Consider the following 15,059-nt stretch of genomic DNA (forward strand, 5'->3'; position numbering starts at 1 on the left):
AACTGGCCGGGGTAATCGACAATAGGGCCGCCCTGGCAACAGGGCGGCCTTTTTCCTTAATGGGAACAGCTACTTGTGCCATTGCAGCGGGCCACACCGCCTGGACATCCTGCGCCCCGGATAAATCGATGGGGGATGGGGATGTCGGGGAACATTGGGGTCGGCGCAATGCGCCTGGGCCAGCAGGCCGCACCGGGGATTGGGCGCTTCCGGGTCACGCCGGCAGATGCCGCCCTGGACCCGCCTTATGCCGGGTTCTGGATCCGGGTTGCCGCCTATCTGGTCGATATCCTGGTGCTGTTCGTCTTTTCGAGCGTCTACATGTTCATCGGCCTGGTCGCCATCGACCTGTTCGGCGGCGACCCGGTGCGCGGGCCAGAGCGGGGAATCCTCCAGATTGTCCTCACGGCCCTGTGCGCGTCCTACTTTGCCATTTTCCATTCCAGCAGTTGGCAAGCGACCGTGGGCAAGAAATGCTTCGGCCTCTATGTCGCGCGCCGGGACGGCAGCCAGGCAGGCCTGGTCCGATGTGTGATGCGATACTTCGCGACCGGGGTCAGCACCTTGACCCTGGGGATCGGCTACCTTGCCGTCGCCTTCACGGCAGAGAAGACTGCCTTCCATGACATGCTCGCCGGCACCCGGGTATACCGGGGGATACCCGGGGAGTGATGGCAGAATGCGGCCATTCCCGACACAAAGATAGGCTGCTTTATCCCTAATACCGGTGAGGGGAATCGCTCTTTACCGTCGCCGCTTCGTGTTCTTCCCCCCGAACTCGATCCCGCCCACCTCCAGCCCGCCGTCGCGGGTCTTGTGGGCGGCCTTGGGTTGGCGGCTTCCCTTGCCGCCGCGGTTCTCGCTGCTGGGGCGGCCGGGGCTGCGGCGTTCGCCTTGGGCGGAGGCGCGGATGGGGGTGCTGCCGGGGCCGGGGGCGAGGCCCAGGTCCATGGCTTCCAGGCGGCGGATCTCGTCGCGGATGTTGGCGGCGGTCTCGAACTCCAGGTCGCTGGCGGCCTGGCGCATCTTCTTCTCCAGGTCGGCGATGACAGCCTTAATGTCCTTGCCGGCCAGGCTGATACCCGCTTCCCCTGTGTCCACCTCCACCCGGTCGCCGCGCTCATAGACGCTCATCAGCACGTCGGCGATGTTCTTCTTCACCGACTCCGGCGTGATGCCGTGCTCCGCGTTGTAGGCGAGCTGCTTGGCGCGGCGGCGGGCCGTTTCCTCCAGCGCCGCCTTCATGCTGTTGGTTTCCTTGTCGGCGTAGAGGATAGCGCGGCCTTCCACGTTGCGGGCGGCGCGGCCGATGGTCTGGATCAGGGAGGTGCGGCTGCGCAGGTAACCTTCCTTGTCCGCGTCCAGGATGGCCACCAGCCCGCATTCCGGGATGTCCAGGCCTTCGCGCAGCAGGTTGATGCCGATCAGCACGTCGAAGACACCGAGGCGCAAATCGCGGATGATCTCGATGCGCTCCAAGGTCTCCACGTCGGAGTGGATGTAGCGGACCTTGATGCCCGCCTCCATCATGTACTCCGTCAGCGCCTCCGCCATCTTCTTGGTCAGGGTGGTGACGAGGACGCGCAGGCCCTTGGCCACCACTTCCTTCACCTCCGCCATCACGTCGTCAACTTGCGTCTCGGTCGGGCGGACGATGACCTCCGGGTCTACCAGGCCGGTGGGGCGGACCACCTGCTCCACGAAGACGCCGCCGGTGCGCTCCAGCTCCCAGTTGCCGGGGGTGGCGGAGACGAAGACCGTGGGCGGGCGCATGGCCTCCCACTCCTCGAACTTCAGGGGGCGGTTGTCGGTGCAGGACGGCAGGCGGAAGCCGAACTCGCTCAGCGTCGTCTTCCGCATGAAGTCGCCTTTGAACATGCCCCCGATCTGGGGGACCATCACGTGGCTTTCGTCCACGATCAGCAGCGCGTCCTCCGGCAGATACTCGAACAGGGTCGGCGGCGGCTCCCCCGGCTGGCGGCCGGAGAGGTAGCGGGAATAGTTCTCGATGCCGGCGCAACTGCCCGTCGCCACCATCATCTCGATGTCGAAGGTGCAGCGCTGCTCCAGCCGCTGGGCCTCCAGCAGCTTGCCCTGGGCGTAAAACTCCTCCAGCCGCAGCTTCAGGTCCCGCTTGATCTGCTCCACCGCCTGCAACAGGGTCGGCTTGGGCGTGACATAGTGGCTGTTGGCGTAGATGCGGACTTCCTTCATCCCGCCCAGCTTTTCCCCGGTCAGGGGGTCGATCTCCAGGATCGCCTCCACCTCATCCCCGAACAGGGAGAAGCGCCAAGCCCGGTCCTCCATGTGGGCGGGGAACAGCTCGATCGTGTCGCCACGCACCCGGAAGGAGCCGCGGCCGAATCCGGCATCGTTGCGGCGGTATTGCAGTTCGACGAGGCGCTGGAGCAGTTGCTGGCGGTTCAGGGTCTGCCCCACCGCCACGTCCACCGTCATCTCCGAATAGGTCTCCACCGAGCCGATGCCGTAGATGCAGGACACGGAGGCCACGATGATGGCGTCCCGCCGCTCCAGCAGTGCCCGGGTGGCGGCGTGGCGCATCCGGTCGATCTGCTCGTTGATCGAGGATTCCTTCTCGATATAGGTGTCCGTCCGGGGCACATAGGCCTCCGGCTGGTAATAGTCGTAGTAGGAGACGAAGTATTCCACCGCGTTCTCGGGGAAGAAGCTCTTCATCTCGCCATAGAGCTGGGCGGCCAGGGTCTTGTTCGGCGCCAGGATCAGGGTGGGCCGCTGCACCTGCTCGATCATGTGGGCGATGGTGAAGGTCTTGCCCGACCCGGTGACGCCCAGCAGGACCTGGTCCTTCTCCCCCGCGCGCAGGCCGGCCACCAGCTCCTGGATCGCTTTGGGCTGGTCGCCCGCCGGCTGGAACTCGCTGACCACCTTCAGCGGCGTGCGCATGGGCGGCGACACCGTGCGGGTGCGCCAGGGCATCACCACGGGGTTCAGGACGGGATAGGTGGCGGCGGTGTGGGGGGCATCCTGCGGCATGGCCGTAACATAGGCGTGTCGGAAGCCGGGGGCTAGGGGGTTTGGTCCGCGTTTGTTCCCCGCGGTTGGGGAAGTGCCCTCCCTTATGCCTTCGCCTCCGCCGTCGCCTTCTGGAGCGAGGTGGACAGGCTTTCCCAGGCCTGTTCGATGACCGGGCTCTCGACCCCGTCCTCCGCCGCGAACTCCCTCACCGCGGGGACCACGCCGTCGCCCAGGCAGCAGCCGCGGGGCGGCTTGCCGCGGAAGTCGGCGGAGGCGGGGAAGACGGTCAGCAGCCGGACCTTCACCAGGGGATAGCGGGCGCGGATGGCGTGGATCAGGGGGTGGAGCTGGACCACCGGGTTCAGCATCACGGACACGGCCCCCTGCCCGTTCACATATTTCCACTGCCCGGCGGAGGGGGACGCCATGACCTGCCCGCCCACATCCTGGGGGCCGAGGTGATGAGCAGGATAGAGGCCGGGAGGCGGATGACCTGGTCGATGGCGATGATGCCGCCCTTGGTGTCCTTCAGCCGCACGTCATGCAGGACGGCATAGGGCAGCTCCTCCAGCGCCATGCGGCGCTTGAACAGCTCGGCATTGTACTGGCGGGTGGAGAGGCGCTTGGGCCGGCGCGGGCGCAGGGAGAGGATGAGCACCAGCAGGAATACCAGGACCACCGCGCCCGCGGCCCCATAGGTCACGATCTGTGCGACGTCCAGCTTCATCCCGTCCCAAGCCTGCCTTTCCCGATGGATTACCCCAGCACGGGAAGATTGTCACGGGGGCGGCCGGCCCCGCAAATCCGGCCCCGCCCTGCCGAAAACGGGACCTTGACCCGACAAAGGCGCGATTGCCGGGCCGGTTGCCGCCGAAATACCCTGCGCCCCGGTCATTTTCCGTCCTGACTTGGGGATCAACCATGCCGTTCCTTGCCGACCGCCTGTCCCGAATCAAGCCGTCGCCCACCATCGCGGTGACCAGCAAGGCCCGCGCCCTGAAGGCGGCCGGGCGGGACGTGATCGGCCTTGGCGCGGGGAGCCGGACTTCGACACGCCGGAGAACATCCGGGAGGCGGCGAAGACCGCCATCGACAAGGGCCAGACCCGTTACACCGACGTGGACGGCACGCCGGAGCTGAAGAAGGCGATTTCCGCCAAGTTCCGGCGGGAGAACGACCTGGCCTATGAGCCGAACCAGATCACCGTCGGCACCGGCGGCAAGCAGGTGCTGTACAACGCCCTGATGGCCACCCTGAACCTGGGCGATGAGGTGATCATCCCCGCCCCCTATTGGGTCAGCTATCCGGACATGGTGCTGCTGGCGGAGGGCACGCCCGTGCCGGTGGAATGCCCGGCGGAGGTGGGCTTCAAGCTGCAGCCCGCCGACCTGGAAAAGGCCATCACGCCGAAGACCAAGTGGCTGATCCTGAACAGCCCCAGCAACCCCACCGGCGCGGCCTACACGGCCGATGAGTTGAAGGCGCTGGGGGAGGTGCTGCTGCGGCACCCCCATGTCTGGGTCATGACCGACGACATGTACGAGCACCTGGTGTTCGACGATTTCCGCTTCACCACCATCGCCCAGGTGGTTCCGGCGCTCTATGACCGGACGCTGACGGTCAACGGGGTGTCCAAGTCCTACAGCATGACCGGCTGGCGCATCGGCTATGCTGGCGGTCCCGCCGCCCTGATCAAGGCCATGGGCATCATCCAGAGCCAGAGCACCAGCAACCCCAGCAGCGTCAGCCAGGCCGCCGCCGTGGAGGCGCTGAACGGGCCGCAGGACTTCATCCGCGAACGGGCCAAGGTGTTCCAGCAGCGCCGCGACCTCGTGGTCGGCATGCTGAACCAGGCGGCCGGCCTGCACTGCCCCAACCCGGAGGGGGCGTTCTATGTCTACCCGTCCTGCGCCGGGGTGATCGGCAAGACCACGCCCGACGGCAAGACCATCGCCAATGACGAGGACTTCGTCACCTACCTGCTGGAGGCGGAGGGGGTGGCCGTGGTGCAGGGGGCGGCGTTCGGCCTGTCGCCCTTCTTCCGCATCAGCTACGCCACCAGCACCGACGTGCTGGAGGAAGCCTGCCGCCGCATCCAGCGGGCTTGTGGGAACCTCCGCTAAATCAGGTCACTGCTCCGGCGCGGCGCGCAGGGGTTTGGCGAGGACCAGGACCCAGACTTGGGCATCGTTGGGGCCCTGCGTGCGGGGGTTGGGGGCGCGGGCCAGGCCGATTTCCTGGAACACCGGGTTGGTCAGGGCGAAGCCCGTTTCCGGGTCGCGGACCAGGATGTCCAGCACCTGGAGCGGGTCGTCGCCGGCCCGGGCGGCCAGTACCGCGTCCTGCATGGGGATGTAGCGCTGGCGGTGCAGGGCGGCCTGCACCGCGTTGCCGTCGGGCCGCCCGCCGCCGAGCGCCAGGGCCCGCGCCTGCTCCGCCGCCACGGCGTCCAGCAGGGGGTGGCGGGTGAGGCCGGCGACGCCGACCCGCTGCCTTTCCTCCAGCACCAGCCCGTAGAGCGCCCCCTCCGGCGAGGTGGCGGCCACCGAGGGGGGCAGGCCGCCCATCTGGGCCAGGGCCGGGGTGCCCAGCAGCAGGGCGAGCATGGCGAGGGGGGCGAGGCGCATCCTGGTCACCGCATGTGGTTCCGATCTTCCCATGGTGTGAACGCCCTTGACCCAGGTCAAGGACCGCCGGACCTTGGCGGCGCAGGGTGCGGGCCGAACCGTTGCCCGAGCGAAAGGGGAGGAAAAGAACCATGGCCGTGAAGACCATCCTGGTGCATCTGGGACCGGACCCGGAGTCGCCGCACCGACTGGCCGTGGCGGCGGACATGGCGCGGCGGCAGGACGCAAGGCTGCTGGGCCTGTACGTGATCCTGCCCATGGACGTGCCCGGCGTCGCCATCGGCGACGGGCTGAACCAGGCCCGGGACGTGGCCGCCGACCTGGCGGACCGGGAGCAGGCCGCGTTCGAGGCCGTTTGCGCCGAACACGGCATCCGCGGCGACTTCATCTTCGAGCTGGGCGACGCGGCCGAGCACCTGGCCGAGCATGGCCGCTACGCCGACCTGATCGCCGTCAGCCAGGACGCCCCGCGCACCGCCTTCGCCGACTTCCATTCCGACCTGACGGAGTACCTGCCCTTTGCCGCCAGCGCCCCGGTGCTGGTGCTGCCCCGCGGCTTCCGGGGGCCGGTGGACACGGCCTATGTCGCCGTGGCCTGGAAATCCGGCAAGGAGGCCGCCACCGCCGTGCGCAATGCCCTGCCCCTGCTGAAGGAAGCGGAGCAGGTCCGGGTCGTCACGGTGCAGGAACAGGGCGACGACGAGATCCGCGGCGGCGGCATCGGCCGGTTCCTGGCGGAGCACGGCGTGAAGGTCGAGCTGGCCCGCATCACCGCCCGCGAGGGCCAGACCGGCGAGGCCATCCTGGCGGAGGCCAAGGCCAGCGGCGCCGGGCTGATCGTCATGGGCGTCTATGGCCACAACCGCCTGCGCGTCCGCATCCTGGGTGGCGTCAGCAAGTATGTGCTGGGCCATTCGCCGGTTCCCCTTTTGGTAAGTCATTGAGGAAACGGCTGTTCGGGCTATATCTCCCCTGCCCTGCCCGCCCCGGAACCCCCTGGCCGTCCCATGACCGAGCCCCGTCGTCGTACTGTCCTGGTCACCGGCGGGGCGCAGCGCATCGGGCGCTGCATGGTGGAGCATCTGGCGGCCCGGGGCTGGGCCGTGGCCATCCACTATAACCACTCCGCCAAGCCGGCCGAGGAGCTGGCGGCCCGCCTAAACGCCGGTGGCGGGCGGGCCGTGGCGCTGGGGGCCGACCTGTCCAGCCCCACCGCGTCCCGCGCCCTGGCGGAGGACGCGGCCAAGGCCCTGGGCAGCCTGACCGCGGTGGTCAACAACGCCAGCCGCTTCGTGGAGGACAGTGCGGAGTCCGCCACGCCGGAGAGCTGGGACGCCCACCTGACCGCCAACCTGCAAGGCCCCGCCTTCCTGGCCCAGGGCTTCGCCGCCGTCACCAAGCCTGAGGACGACCCGGTGCTGGTCAATATCCTGGACCAGAAGGTGGGCAACCTGAACCCGGACTTCTTCAGCTATACCGTCAGCAAGCTGGGCCTGGCCGGCCTGACCCGGCTGCTGGCAGTCACCTGGGCCGGGCGCATCCGGGTGCACGGCATCGCCCCGGGGCTGACCCTGCCCTCCGCCGACCAGACGGCGGAGGAGTTCGAGCGGACCCACCGCATGAACCCCCTGCGCCGCGGCAGCGACCCGGAAGACCTGGCCCGCGCCGTAGCGTACCTGCTGGACACCCCCAGCGCCCGGGCCGAGCTGCTGTATGTGGATGGCGGCCAGCACCTGGAGCCCCGCGCCCGCGACGTGATGTTCGAGATCCGCCAACCCTTCAAGGAGTGATGATGACCGTGACCCCCGCTTCGGGTACGCCGGGCCTGGACCTGCCCCGGCTGATGCTGCTGTCCCGCTGGGGCGAGGTTCGGGCCATCTATCTGCGCGACTTCGCCCTGAAGGTGAACATCGGCATCCACGACTTCGAGAAGCGCGGACCGCAGCGCATCCTGGTGAACATCGAGCTGTTCCTGAAGCCCGAGAGCCCCGGGGCGGACGAGATCGCCGAGGTTCTGGACTATGACTTCCTGCGGCGGGAGATCATGGACCTGGCCGGCCGCGGCCACTTCAACCTGCAAGAGACGCTGCTGGACGGCATCCTGTCCCTGTGCCTGGCGCCCCCGTCCGTGCTGGGCGCCCGGGTCCGGACCGAGAAGCCCGACGTGTACCCCGACTGCGCCGCCGTGGGACTGGAAGCCGTGCGGTTCAAGCCCGGGGCGCTGGGCTGAACCAGGAGACGCCGGGAGACATAACGAGACCTTAAGGTGACGTAAGGTGACGCTTAAGGTGACACGTGTCACATTCCATGTGCCTGACAAGACCGCACTTTTCCGCTTAAGGAGACAAAGGTGACGGGGTCGAAACCATGTCTCCTTTGTCTCCTTAACTCCCCCTCACCCCACTTGTCCCAAGACCCGCCGCCCGGTTGGGCAGTGTCGGGAGGGTACCAAGTTCTGGGAATTTTGTCCACTTTCTGGGGGTCGGGTTTGGGGAACGCAGAGGACACGGATGGTCGCAGAGGACGCAGAGGGGTCGGGATGGCCCAGCCCCGGCACGGCCGCGGCGGGCATGGTCGGGAACACGGATGGACACGGATCACAACGGATGAACACGACAGACATTCCCTCTCCCTGGGGAGAGGCTGCCCCGGAACCGTTCCCGTAAGGGCGTAGAGTTCAGGCTGGTCGGCGTCCGCCAAGCACTCCTGTGTCCCCCGCGAAGGCGGGGGCCCACGGTTCTTGACCCCTTGTCAGCCGTTGCCCGCGCTGAAAAACAGTGGACCCCCGCCTTCGCGGGGGAAGCAAAAAATCCTTCGCCGACGAAGGCAGTACCGAGCCGGCATGTTCCGGAGAACCGGGTGAGGGGGGAAACCCCGTCAGGTCACCCCCCCATCCCCGCCAACGCCGCCGCGTCCGCCCGGGCCGATTCGGCCAGCAAATAGTCCGTGGTCACCCCACCCTGGGGTAGGTCCAGCCGCAGGCGGCGGCAGAGGATTTCCAGCTTGGCCTGGAGCTGCGCCGGCCCGTGCGCCGGGAGCTGGGCCAACAGCCAGGTCAGTTGTGAGCGCTTGTCCAGGAAGGCATCCCGCTCCTCATCCGTCATGCCCCAGGTGTCCCGGGCATACATGGGCATCAAGGTCCCCAACACCTGCGCCGCCTGCCCACCCTCCGCCATGACTCCTCCTTCCCCGCGCCGAGGCTGGCGCGGGCTATCCGATTGGGCCTGAGATGACTATGATCAATGTAGCAGGGTCACGCCTAAACGCAATTGGTAATCCAGTGGATAATCATAAAAACATTACGCCCGCCCAGTGCCGCGCCGCCCGCGCCCTGATCCGCTGGTCCCAAACAGACCTCGCGAAGGCGAGCGGAATATCCGTGCCGACCATCGCGGAGTTCGAGCGGGAGATGGACAGGCAGCTCCAGCCGCGGACACTCAGGGATTTAAGGAAGGCGTTGGAGGATCAGGGAGTTAGCTTTTCTTTCGACGAAAGCGGCTTTATCGGCGTGGGGGTGATTCCTCGCTCCACATCGGCACCCGATCCGTATGCGCGAAAGGGCTAGTCAGGCCTTGTATAATGCAAAATTTCGGGGTACGTTTCCTGACGATTATGGCCCAGGAGACCCCGATGTCCGCCAAAAGGTGCAAGCAGATCATCAGAAAGAATGTTGCGCGTGAGCAACTTCTGGAAATGGTTGAAGCGCTTCGTGCCATTCGCACAAAGGCGGGCACTGGTGCGCTGAGCATTGGGCTGAAAGGTTCAGGACTCGCTCGGATTACCGGCCTATCCGCTTATGAAATGATGCTGCTTAACTTACCAGAAACAATCGAGAATAATGGTGGAATTACGATACTTGGAGAGTATTTTCCCGGCACATCGCTGAGAAATTACCAAGTACTCGGCAAGTTTGGACAAGTTGTGATTGGCTGTGCGAGCATTGGAGATGCTCGCACGCTCCCTACGGCGAACATGACGCGCGCCAATGGCGCACTATTGAATAAACCGTACAGTAAGCAGTTGGCACTTCCAACCTTCGAAGACGAATTCGAAGAAAGTGAGGCTATCTATGTTCTGATCCTAACATGCCGAGATCGGAAAGATGTACTCAAGCTACATGAGGTCGCTATTGCAGTCATTGAGCCGGATTTTTCCGATTTCATACTCTATGAAGAAATGGACAGCTTTATTGCGGGTTACGCGGTTGAAGCAATCGAACCCGCATTGACTGAAACTTCAATTACAGAACTCACTTTGGAACTTCGGGTAGATGTGCCGCCTTTCGTCGGAGCAGAAAACGCTTCTGAAGATCAACTTGATATAGCGGCAAAATAATAGCTGACCAACCAAAATTATACTGCTTGAGCCACGCCCTTCATGTATGCAGGGCGTATTGGCTGCTTGGTGTGTGGGAGGAATTCCATGAAAACCGGAACTCCGCGATTCGTTAAAGAGAGGTTGCGTGAAGCGATGGACGCGCGCGGAATTTCGACCTTGGTAACAATTTCTGACCTTCTGAACGTCCACACTAGCACGATTTCTAGATGGGAACATGGAGACTCAACACCCACGCCAGAGAAGCTTATTGAACTTGCAAATGCATTGAAGGTCAGACCGAGCTACTTTCTACGTCCGTTATTTGTTCATGGGAGCAATCCATTTTTCTTCCGATCATTGGCGAGTGCACGGAAGCGCGACTTGGCGCGCCAACGTGCTAGGCTGCGTTGGGCCCAAGAAGTCAGTTATATTGCTCAGCATTATGTGAAGTTCCCAGCGCTCAATCTTCCGGATTTCTTGAATGGTGCCAGCTATAAATCTTTGCGAGATGATGACTTAGAGAATATATCAAAGAGCATGCGCGAACATTGGAAAATTGGAGACCGTCCAATCACAAACATGATAGAGGTTTGTGAGAAGAATGGTGTCGTCGTTTGCTGCGATGAGATGGGAACATCAGCTCTTGATGGGCTTTGCAATTGGTCAGAATATGATTATCGACCCTACATCCTGCTTGCGAATGATAAGATGTCTTTTTTCAGAAGACAAATGGACGCTGCTCATGAACTCGCCCATGCGGTGCTTCACAAAAATGCAACCCATGACGAATTGAAAAATAACTTCAAGCTTATAGAAAATCAGGCATTTAGACTTGCGAGCGCATTTCTGATGCCTGCCGATAATTTCTCACTTGAACTTGGGGTGCCAACACTTTCCAAGCTTTTGCTTTTAAAGGAAAAATGGAGAGTTTCAATCAAAGCAATGATTAGGCGCTGCCGTGATCTTGAACTGTTTGACGAAGATTACGAGCGGCAACTCTATAAATATTATAGCGCAAAGGGATGGTCAAGGGAAGAGCCAATGGATCGAGATGTACAACCCGCAAAGCCTAAACTGGTTTATCAAGCAATCCGCATGGTAGTAGAGGCAGGCATGCGAACAAAGCAAGATTTTCTCGACAATGATTTCACCATATATGGCCATGACATTGAAGAATTATTTGGTTTCGATGAGGGTTGGTTCGACAAAGGATCAGGAGTTATTCTTACCCTTCAACCTAACGCAACAACTGCCAGCACAAAGGGGACCGGTGTAGTCGTTCCATTTACCCCAAGGCAAAGAGCCTAATCACGCCCTCGTGACCCCGCCCCACCTTGCCCCCTCCCCTGCCCGGCTATAGCCTCAGGGCATGATCAAGGGCTTGCGCAGAAGCACCCGGGTGCTGCGGTGGGTGGCCGTGGTGGTGGCCATGGTGTTGGGCGTGGGCGGGTGGGTCGCGCCCGCGGTGGCGGCCAGCGTGGCTGTCCAGGCGGGGGAGGCGCACGGGTGTTGTGACCCGGTGGCGGTGCCTTGCCCGGCGGCCTGTGCCGTGCTGTGCCATGGGGTGCCGTTGGCCTCGGCACCGGTGGGTCCGCTGGGGCTCGCCCAAGCGGGATGGGAGGCCGGGGTGGTGGCCCTGTTGGTGGGGCGGTTGGTGGAGGTGGAGGAGCCGCCGCCGCGGGATGTGCCCGCGTTCCCGACGTGACCGACAACCATCCCTTGGAGATTGATCATGAAGCGTATCGTGCTGTTCGCCTCTGCCGCCATGCTGACCGCCACTGCCTCGGCCTATGCCGCGGCGCCGGGGGCGGTGGTGAGGGCCGTGGAGGCCTGTTGCGAGATGGTGCTGTCCTGCTGCGGCCTGGGTGGCTGCTGCTGACACGGCGCCTTTGAGCGCGTGATGGGCGCCCGTCCCCCGGTGTGGGGGCGGGCGCTTTTCGTTTCGGGGGTGGGTGCGGTCCGGGCAAGCGGCGGCGCCCGGGTTTGCCGCCGTGCGCGACGTGACGGGTGCTTGGGAACGCAGAGGACACTGAGGGCCGCAGAGGACGCAGAGGGTGCCGTCCGGGCGGCAGCGTGCCTTCGATCCCAATCCCTATTGATCGCGCGCCTCGGCGCGCAAGGCTTTCCGGGGGTAAAGAGAGGGGATGACGTCGTCACCGCGCCGACCCTCTGTGTCCTCTGCGGCCCTCTGCGTCCTCTGCGTTCGGATTCCACAGGTCGGTCCCGGTAGGACGGCCCCTGGTGAGCGCCCCTGACGCCACCCAGGCCTCAGACATCTCGATGCACACGCCGCTCTCACGCCCTCGTGACCCGGCGTGGTGCGCTGTGAGTGGTCAGGGGTGGGGGGTGGACCACATTAGGGGCCAGGGAAATCCCTTTCGTGGGAGGCTTCAGGTGATGAGCAAGCGTGGATTCTTGGGCCTGCTGGCGGCCGGGGTGGCCGGGGCGGCGGTGAAGGGTGGGTTGTCGGCCGGGGAGGCCCAGGCCACGGGGACGGCGGGGAAAGCCTTCCCGTTCCAACTCCCGGACGCGGAGTGGAAGAAGCGGCTGTCGCCCGCGGCCTATGAGGTGCTGCGGGAGCATGGGACGGAGCGGGCGGGAACCAGCCCGCTGAACCAGGAGAAGCGGCCCGGCATCTTCCACTGTGCCGGCTGCGACCACCCCCTGTTCGACGCCAAGACCAAGTATGAGAGCGGCACCGGCTGGCCCAGCTTCTGGGACCACCTGCCGGGCGGCATCGGCACGTCGGAGGACCGCAAGTTCTTCATGGTGCGGACGGAGGTGCACTGTGCCAACTGTGGCGGGCATCTGGGCCACGTCTTCGACGACGGGCCGAAGCCCACGGGGCTGCGGTACTGCATGAACGGCGTGGCCATGGGGTTCAAGCCGGCGGTGGGGTGAGCATCGCGGCGGTGTGGCCGACGACCAAACTTCAAGACGGACGGGGGCCGTGGCGTCCCCTCTCCCGGCGGGAGAGGGACAGGGAGAGGGGTGGTGCGATCGGGATAGCAGGCGCCTGCCCGCAGGTTCCCCTTTCCGGCAAGGTCCTAACCCCTCTCCCTGTCCCTCCCCCTCTGGGGGAGGGGACGCTATGGCGGCGTTCGGTGTGGCCGGGTGCCTTCCATTGGGGCTTACGGACGTTGGCGTGCCTGCGTGACAGACGACAGACATGGATTGGGGATGGAGGTCCTTATGCTGCGGCGGGTGGTGTTGGCGGGGGTGGGTGCGCTGGGGCTGGCCTGGGTGGCCGGTGTGGGCGGGGCGACGGAGACGGCGCCGGCCAGGGTGCCCGCGAAGACGGAGGTGGCGGTCTTTGCCGGCGGCTGCTTCTGGTGCGTGGAGAGCGACTTCGACAAGGTGCCGGGGTGGTGGACACCGTCTCCGGCTATGCCGGGGGGCGGACGAAGAACCCGGACTACAAGTCGGTCAGCGCCGGCGGCACCGGCCACCTGGAGGTGGTGAAGGTCACCTTCGACCCTGAGGTGGTGAGCTATCGGCAACTGGTGGACTATTTCTGGCGCACGGTGAACCCCACCGATGCCGGCGGCCAGTTCTGTGACCGGGGCGAGAGCTACCAGACCGCCATCTTCGCCCAGGACGAGGCGCAGAAGAAGGCGGCCGAGGAGAGCAAGGCCGCCCTGGAGGCCAGCAAGGTTTTGAAATGGCCGGTGGTGACGCCGGTGCGGGTGGAGACCCAGTTCTGGCCGGCGGAGGATTACCACCAGAACTATTACCAGGTGAACTCGCTGAAGTATAAATACTATCGCTATGGCTGCGGCCGGGACGCTCGGCTGAAGGAGCTGTGGGGCGACACGGCGGGCAAGTTCGCGGGGAGCTGAGGGGCGTTGCGGAGCCGGTGCGGAAGGATGAGGGCACGGATGAAAGGGATGATGACGGATTGGCGCGGATCGGGCTTGGTCGGTGAGGGGGCGCCCGGGGCTTGGGGGAGGTTGCCTGCGGCGCTTTCGCGGCGGGAGACCTTGTGGCCTTATCCGGGACGATCCGGCATTGATCCGGGTTCATCCGTGCCTTCTGGATGCATGCCTCAGGATCAAGCCCGAGCTTCACGGAACCGTCATCGCCCCTAAATATCCCGGTGACGCAACGGCTTGCCGCCGGTTGTGGACGGGTCGGGTGAGGATCGGGTGATGGCGGTTGTGACGCGGAAGGTGGCCTTGGTCACCGGCGGGGGACACGGGATCGGGCATTGGGTGGCCGTCGAGCTGGGACGGCTGGGCTGGACCGTGGGCCTGCAATACTCGACCGGCGGGCGGGCGGCGGCGGATGCCGTGCTGGGCGAGATGCAGCGCGGCGGCGCCCATGGCGCGACCTTCGCCTGTGACCTGGCGCAGGAGTCGGAGGCCGAGCGGCTGGTGCCCACCGTGTCCGAGCGGCTGGGGGCGCTGCACCTGGTGGTGCATGCGGAGGCCCTGGCCATCGACGACACGGCCCAGACGGCGGACCGGTTCACCTGGGACCGGCAGATGGCCGTGAACCTGCGGGCACCCTTCCTGCTGGCCCAGGGGCTGGCCCGGCAGCTCCCCGCCGGGGAGGACGGGCATGTGCTGCTGCTGGTGGACCAGCGGGCCGCCCTGGAGGCGCCGCACTTCCTGAGCTATGGCCTGGCCCAGGCCGGGGTGCTGGCGTGCGTGCGGGCGCTGGCCCTGGGGCTGGCGCCGCGGGTGCGGGTCAACGGCTTCGGCCCCGCGGCCCCCGTGCCCGGCAGCGAGGTGACCTTGCCCACAGGCGACCCGGCGGCGGAGATCTGCCGCACCTTGCGCTTCATCCTGGAGACGCCCTGCCTGACGGGCCAGGTGCTGGCCCTGGACGGGAACGAGGCGCTGGGCTGGCCGGTGCTGGAACGCACCGCGCGTTCGGATTGGGCCGGACCGGCGGGGTACCCCCAGGCGCCTGCCACCAGCCCCGCCAGCGCCGATTAGGGTGCGAACGGAAATGACCCATCCCGCCTAAGTTTTGCACATAGATGCGGAACAATCGCCCGAATCCGCAGAACGCCTGGAGTCAAGGGCCGAAATGTTCGATGTGACAGGCGTGTGACCCCTTGACTGGGAAAAAAGTGAATGAAATCAATGGCTCGGTGTTTTCTGCCTAAAAATT

17 protein-coding genes and 1 pseudogene are annotated in these 15,059 nt (G+C 65.1%); 13 read left to right on the plus strand and 5 right to left on the minus strand.

Annotation, left to right across the window (positions count from 1 at the left end; translation table 11 throughout):
• The first annotated feature begins 168 nt into the window (after positions 1-168).
• Positions 169-672 carry an RDD family protein gene (locus tag HHL28_RS10195; protein ID WP_169655078.1) on the plus strand — a complete coding sequence of 168 codons (504 nt, stop codon included), beginning with the start codon at positions 169-171 and terminating at the stop codon, positions 670-672.
• Between the two features lie 72 nt (positions 673-744).
• Here HHL28_RS10195 and uvrB read toward each other — a convergent pair whose 3' ends face one another.
• The 3 genes from uvrB to HHL28_RS10210 all read right to left on the minus strand — a co-directional run bounded on the left by uvrB (position 745) and on the right by HHL28_RS10210 (position 3,724).
• Complete coding sequence (gene uvrB, locus HHL28_RS10200) at positions 745-2,958, minus strand: excinuclease ABC subunit UvrB (protein ID WP_083698793.1); 2,214 nt, start codon at positions 2,956-2,958, stop codon at positions 745-747.
• Between the two features lie 140 nt (positions 2,959-3,098).
• Entirely contained in the window at positions 3,099-3,425 is a 327-nt protein-coding gene (locus HHL28_RS10205; RefSeq protein WP_169655080.1) for a hypothetical protein, read from the minus strand.
• Positions 3,389-3,724 (minus strand): hypothetical protein, encoded by a 336-nt coding sequence (locus HHL28_RS10210; protein WP_169655082.1) that lies wholly within the window; start codon positions 3,722-3,724, stop codon positions 3,389-3,391. Before HHL28_RS10210 ends, HHL28_RS10205 begins: the two co-directional genes overlap by 37 nt.
• Positions 3,725-3,918: 194 nt before the next feature.
• Here HHL28_RS10210 and HHL28_RS10215 point away from each other — a divergent pair.
• A pseudogene (locus HHL28_RS10215) lies at positions 3,919-5,120 on the plus strand (aspartate transaminase).
• A 6-nt stretch (positions 5,121-5,126) separates the two neighbouring features.
• Here HHL28_RS10215 and HHL28_RS10220 read toward each other — a convergent pair.
• Complete coding sequence (locus HHL28_RS10220) at positions 5,127-5,624, minus strand: hypothetical protein (RefSeq protein WP_169655084.1); 498 nt, start codon at positions 5,622-5,624, stop codon at positions 5,127-5,129.
• 131 nt (positions 5,625-5,755) lie between these two features.
• On the opposite strand from HHL28_RS10220, the gene HHL28_RS10225 reads away from it, so the two are divergent.
• From HHL28_RS10225 to HHL28_RS10235, 3 genes are all read left to right on the plus strand, one after another.
• Positions 5,756-6,568 (plus strand): universal stress protein, encoded by an 813-nt coding sequence (locus tag HHL28_RS10225; protein WP_075768533.1) that lies wholly within the window; start codon positions 5,756-5,758, stop codon positions 6,566-6,568.
• 63 nt (positions 6,569-6,631) lie between these two features.
• Positions 6,632-7,414 (plus strand): SDR family oxidoreductase, encoded by a 783-nt coding sequence (locus HHL28_RS10230; protein WP_075768532.1) that lies wholly within the window; start codon positions 6,632-6,634, stop codon positions 7,412-7,414.
• Between the two features lie 2 nt (positions 7,415-7,416).
• The gene (locus HHL28_RS10235) at positions 7,417-7,854 is read left to right on the plus strand and encodes a dihydroneopterin aldolase (protein WP_404325521.1); all 438 of its coding nucleotides are present in this window, start codon (positions 7,417-7,419) and stop codon (positions 7,852-7,854) included.
• Positions 7,855-8,506: 652 nt separating this feature from the next.
• On the opposite strand, the gene HHL28_RS10240 is transcribed toward HHL28_RS10235, so the two are convergent.
• Complete coding sequence (locus tag HHL28_RS10240) at positions 8,507-8,800, minus strand: hypothetical protein (RefSeq protein ID WP_169655086.1); 294 nt, start codon at positions 8,798-8,800, stop codon at positions 8,507-8,509.
• 59 nt (positions 8,801-8,859) lie between these two features.
• On the opposite strand from HHL28_RS10240, the gene HHL28_RS10245 reads away from it, so the two are divergent.
• From HHL28_RS10245 to HHL28_RS10280, 8 genes are all read left to right on the plus strand, one after another.
• On the plus strand, positions 8,860-9,189 hold the full coding sequence (locus HHL28_RS10245; RefSeq protein ID WP_083698700.1) for a helix-turn-helix domain-containing protein: 330 nt from the start codon (positions 8,860-8,862) through the stop codon (positions 9,187-9,189).
• A gap of 65 nt (positions 9,190-9,254) precedes the next feature.
• Positions 9,255-9,959: a hypothetical protein gene (locus tag HHL28_RS10250; protein WP_169655088.1), complete on the plus strand. Its 705-nt coding sequence runs from the start codon at positions 9,255-9,257 to the stop codon at positions 9,957-9,959.
• Positions 9,960-10,046: 87 nt separating this feature from the next.
• Positions 10,047-11,249 carry a helix-turn-helix domain-containing protein gene (locus HHL28_RS10255; RefSeq protein ID WP_075769126.1) on the plus strand — a complete coding sequence of 401 codons (1,203 nt, stop codon included), beginning with the start codon at positions 10,047-10,049 and terminating at the stop codon, positions 11,247-11,249.
• A gap of 73 nt (positions 11,250-11,322) precedes the next feature.
• Positions 11,323-11,646, plus strand: a complete 324-nt coding sequence (locus tag HHL28_RS10260) for a hypothetical protein (RefSeq protein ID WP_169655091.1) — start codon at positions 11,323-11,325, stop codon at positions 11,644-11,646.
• Between the two features lie 27 nt (positions 11,647-11,673).
• The gene (locus tag HHL28_RS10265; protein WP_169655093.1) at positions 11,674-11,820 is read left to right on the plus strand and encodes a hypothetical protein; all 147 of its coding nucleotides are present in this window, start codon (positions 11,674-11,676) and stop codon (positions 11,818-11,820) included.
• Between the two features lie 518 nt (positions 11,821-12,338).
• On the plus strand, positions 12,339-12,842 hold the full coding sequence (msrB, locus tag HHL28_RS10270) for a peptide-methionine (R)-S-oxide reductase MsrB (RefSeq protein WP_075768528.1): 504 nt from the start codon (positions 12,339-12,341) through the stop codon (positions 12,840-12,842).
• A gap of 464 nt (positions 12,843-13,306) precedes the next feature.
• Positions 13,307-13,780, plus strand: a complete 474-nt coding sequence (gene msrA, locus HHL28_RS10275; protein ID WP_404325524.1) for a peptide-methionine (S)-S-oxide reductase MsrA — start codon at positions 13,307-13,309, stop codon at positions 13,778-13,780.
• 309 nt (positions 13,781-14,089) lie between these two features.
• Positions 14,090-14,881: an SDR family NAD(P)-dependent oxidoreductase gene (locus HHL28_RS10280; protein ID WP_075768527.1), complete on the plus strand. Its 792-nt coding sequence runs from the start codon at positions 14,090-14,092 to the stop codon at positions 14,879-14,881.
• Positions 14,882-15,059: the final 178 nt, after the last annotated feature.

It is taken from the genome of Aerophototrophica crusticola (assembly GCF_012913305.1).
Taxonomy (GTDB): Bacteria; Pseudomonadota; Alphaproteobacteria; order Azospirillales; family Azospirillaceae; genus Niveispirillum; species Niveispirillum crusticola.

Excerpts from the sequence above, each read along its gene's own strand:
- HHL28_RS10235 (WP_404325521.1), top strand. The coding sequence starts at position 7,417 with ATGACCGTGACCCCCGCTTCGGGTACGCCGGGCCTGGACCTGCCCCGG.
- HHL28_RS10225 (WP_075768533.1), top strand. The coding sequence starts at position 5,756 with ATGGCCGTGAAGACCATCCTGGTGCATCTGGGACCGGACCCGGAGTCG.
- HHL28_RS10240 (WP_169655086.1), bottom strand. The coding sequence starts at position 8,800 with ATGGCGGAGGGTGGGCAGGCGGCGCAGGTGTTGGGGACCTTGATGCCC.
- HHL28_RS10230 (WP_075768532.1), top strand. The coding sequence starts at position 6,632 with ATGACCGAGCCCCGTCGTCGTACTGTCCTGGTCACCGGCGGGGCGCAG.
- HHL28_RS10220 (WP_169655084.1), bottom strand. The coding sequence starts at position 5,624 with ATGCGCCTCGCCCCCCTCGCCATGCTCGCCCTGCTGCTGGGCACCCCG.
- uvrB (WP_083698793.1), bottom strand. The coding sequence starts at position 2,958 with ATGCCCTGGCGCACCCGCACGGTGTCGCCGCCCATGCGCACGCCGCTG.
- HHL28_RS10210 (WP_169655082.1), bottom strand. The coding sequence starts at position 3,724 with ATGAAGCTGGACGTCGCACAGATCGTGACCTATGGGGCCGCGGGCGCG.
- HHL28_RS10280 (WP_075768527.1), top strand. The coding sequence starts at position 14,090 with ATGGCGGTTGTGACGCGGAAGGTGGCCTTGGTCACCGGCGGGGGACAC.
- HHL28_RS10255 (WP_075769126.1), top strand. The coding sequence starts at position 10,047 with ATGAAAACCGGAACTCCGCGATTCGTTAAAGAGAGGTTGCGTGAAGCG.
- msrB (WP_075768528.1), top strand. The coding sequence starts at position 12,339 with ATGAGCAAGCGTGGATTCTTGGGCCTGCTGGCGGCCGGGGTGGCCGGG.
- HHL28_RS10195 (WP_169655078.1), top strand. The coding sequence starts at position 169 with ATGCGCCTGGGCCAGCAGGCCGCACCGGGGATTGGGCGCTTCCGGGTC.
- HHL28_RS10205 (WP_169655080.1), bottom strand. The coding sequence starts at position 3,425 with ATGGCGTCCCCCTCCGCCGGGCAGTGGAAATATGTGAACGGGCAGGGG.
- HHL28_RS10250 (WP_169655088.1), top strand. The coding sequence starts at position 9,255 with ATGTCCGCCAAAAGGTGCAAGCAGATCATCAGAAAGAATGTTGCGCGT.
- HHL28_RS10265 (WP_169655093.1), top strand. The coding sequence starts at position 11,674 with ATGAAGCGTATCGTGCTGTTCGCCTCTGCCGCCATGCTGACCGCCACT.
- HHL28_RS10245 (WP_083698700.1), top strand. The coding sequence starts at position 8,860 with ATGATCAATGTAGCAGGGTCACGCCTAAACGCAATTGGTAATCCAGTG.